The following is a 3,210-nucleotide window of genomic DNA, read 5'->3' as shown; positions in this document are numbered from 1 at the left end:
GTGCCCGGTTTTCTTTGTTTAGCCCGTCCTCGCCTTGGTGGCTGTGGGCGTGCGGGGCATTGTGTTGCCCTATGCATTCTTGCTTTAACCGATTGGATTGACGTGTATTCTTATTCGAATACGTGCATCCACTTTCCGGGAACAGGCTTTAGATACGACAAAAGAGCCTTACGGCTCTTTGTTTGTTTTTGGGTTTGTATGTTATGTTTGTTTTTGATGAGGATGTGAGGTTATCATGCCCGGCGGCGCCCTACTCTCCCGCGTCTTAAGACGAAGTACCATTGGCGCAGGGGCGTTTCACTTCCGAGTTCGGGATGGGATCGGGTGGGGGCGCCCCGCCATAGCCACCGGGCAGGATAACCTCACTGAACTGGTCTTTTTGTTAGTCTTATACAAGCATGTATTTTGTTTTTCTGTGATTATAGCTTAATGGGAGTGATCAAGCCGAACGAGCTATTAGTAAGGCTTAGCTTCGCATGTTGCCATGCTTCCACATGCCTCCTATCGACGTGGTGGTCTTCCACGGCTCTTCAGGGAATACTTGTTTTGAGGTGGGTTTCCCGCTTAGATGCCTTCAGCGGTTATCCCTTCCGTACATAGCTACCCTGCAATGCGGCTGGCGCCACAACAGGTCCACCAGAGGTACGTCCATCCCGGTCCTCTCGTACTAGGGACAGATCCTCTCAATATTCCTACACCCACGGCAGATAGGGACCGAACTGTCTCGCGACGTTCTGAACCCAGCTCACGTACCACTTTAATTGGCGAACAGCCAAACCCTTGGGACCTGCTCCAGCCCCAGGATGTGATGAGCCGACATCGAGGTGCCAAACAATGCCGTCGATATGGACTCTTGGGCATCATCAGCCTGTTATCCCCGGCGTACCTTTTATCCGTTGAGCGATGGCCCTTCCACGAGGGACCACCGGATCACTATGACCGACTTTCGTCTCTGCTCGAGTTGTCACTCTCGCAGTCAGGCGGGCTTATGCCATTGCACTCGACGAGCGATTTCCGACCGCTCTGAGCCCACCTTCGCGCGCCTCCGTTACTATTTGGGAGGCGACCGCCCCAGTCAAACTACCCGCCACACACGGTCCCGGATATTGTAGTACCGCGGTTAGATATCCATGAGGACAAGGGTGGTATTTCAAGGATGGCTCCACGTGAGCTGGCGCCCACGTTTCAACGCCTACCACCTATCCTACACATGTCATCACGAATACCAGTGTGAAGCTGTAGTAAAGGTGCACGGGGTCTTTCCGTCTGACCGCAGGAACCCCGCATCTTCACGGGGAATTCAATTTCACTGAGTCTGTGCTGGAGACAGCGGGGAAGTCGTTACGCCATTCGTGCAGGTCGGAACTTACCCGACAAGGAATTTCGCTACCTTAGGACCGTTATAGTTACGGCCGCCGTTTACTGGGGCTTCAATTCGATGCTTGCACATCTCCTCTTAACCTTCCAGCACCGGGCAGGCGTCAGACCCTATACGTCGCCTTGCGGCTTCGCAGAGCCCTGTGTTTTTGATAAACAGTCGCAACCCCCAATTCTGTGCCACCCATAACTGGTTGCCCAATTACAGGTCTCCCTTCTCGCGAACTTACGGGAGCATTTTGCCGAGTTCCTTCAGCACAGTTCTCTCAAGCGCCTTGGTATACTCTACCTGTCCACCTGTGTCGGTTTCGGGTACGGTCTAGCGTGGGAGCTATTTCCTGGAACACCTTCACCGCATCCCCAATCCAATAAGGGGATACGATACACGGCATCCGTCACTACCCACTGGCCCACGAATATTAACGTGGTTCCCATCGACTACGCCTTTCGGCCTCGCCTTAGGGGCCGGCTAACCCTGCGCTGATTAGCATTGCGCAGGAACCCTTGGACTTTCGGCGAGAGGGTCTCTCACCCTCTTTATCGTTACTCATGTCAGCATTCGCACTTCTGATACTTCCAAGATCTCTCACGAGTATCCCTTCATCAGCTTACAGAACGCTCCGCTACCGCGCACTTACGTGCACCCGCAGTTTCGGTGTATGGCTTGAGCCCCGGTACATTTTCGGCGCAAAGACCCTTATTTAGACCAGTGAGCTGTTACGCTTTCTTTAAATGATGGCTGCTTCTAAGCCAACATCCTGGTTGTTTTGGGATCTTCACATCCTTTCCCACTTAGCCATAACTTAGGGACCTTAACTGGCGGTCAGGGTTGTTTCCCTCTCCACAATGGACGTTAGCACCCACTGTGTGTCTGCCGAGCAGTACTTCCTGGTATTCGGAGTTTGGTTAGGATCAGTAAGGCGGTGAGCCCCCATAGCCCATCCAGTGCTCTACCCCCAGGAGTATTCACTCGACGCTCTACCTAAATAGATTTCGCGGAGAACCAGCTATTTCCGAGTTTGATTGGCCTTTCACCCCTAGCCACAAGTCATCCCCGAATTTTTCAACATTCGTGGGTTCGGTCCTCCAGTGCGTGTTACCGCACCTTCAACCTGCTCATGGCTAGATCACTCGGTTTCGGGTCTAATCCAACGAACTAAAGCGCCCTATTAAGACTCGCTTTCGCTGCGCCTACACCTATCGGCTTAAGCTTGCTCGTTAAATTAAGTCGCTGACCCATTATACAAAAGGTACGCTGTCACCCTCAAAAGGGCTCCAACTGTTTGTAGGCATTCGGTTTCAGGTACTATTTCACTCCCCTCGTCGGGGTACTTTTCACCTTTCCCTCACGGTACTGGTGCGCTATCGGTCGACTAGGAGTACTTAGGCTTGGAGGGTGGTCCCCCCATGTTCAGACAGGATTTCACGTGTCCCGCCCTACTCAAGGATCATATCTCTTTCTACCCGTACGGGGCTATCACCCATTTCGCCAAGCTTCCCAACTTGTTCCGGTTCTTAAAATATGACCACTGGCCTGGTCCGCGTTCGCTCGCCACTACTAGCGGAGTCTCGGTTGATGTCCTTTCCTCCGGGTACTTAGATGTTTCAGTTCCCCGGGTTTGCCCCCTTGCGGGTACTCCATACGGAGTGGGTTGCCCCATTCAGAAATCGTCGGATCAAAGCTTATTCGCAGCTAACCGACGCTTATCGCAGCGTATCACGTCTTTCATCGCCTCTAGTCGCCAAGGCATCCACCAAATGCCCTTAAGACACTTGATCACTCTCATTAGCAATAATCACAATCACTAACAAAAGCATGCTTGTTTAACTGTA

Annotated in this window: 2 rRNA genes; both read right to left on the bottom strand. The window is 52.4% G+C overall.

What is annotated here, in order from left to right:
- Positions 1 to 237: 237 nt before the first annotated feature.
- Positions 238 to 352: ribosomal RNA gene (gene rrf / locus AYK67_RS11215) — 5S ribosomal RNA — on the bottom strand.
- Positions 353 to 435: 83 nt separating this feature from the next.
- Positions 436 to 3,156, bottom strand: a 23S ribosomal RNA gene (locus AYK67_RS11210).
- Positions 3,157 to 3,210 lie beyond the last annotated feature (54 nt).

Origin of the sequence: Polycladidibacter stylochi (genome assembly GCF_001562055.1) — a bacterium.
Taxonomy (GTDB): domain Bacteria; phylum Pseudomonadota; class Alphaproteobacteria; order Rhizobiales; family Stappiaceae; genus Pseudovibrio; species Pseudovibrio stylochi.
The sequence above is the reverse complement of the archived record's forward strand: the minus strand, read 5'-3'. Positions and strand labels throughout refer to the sequence as shown.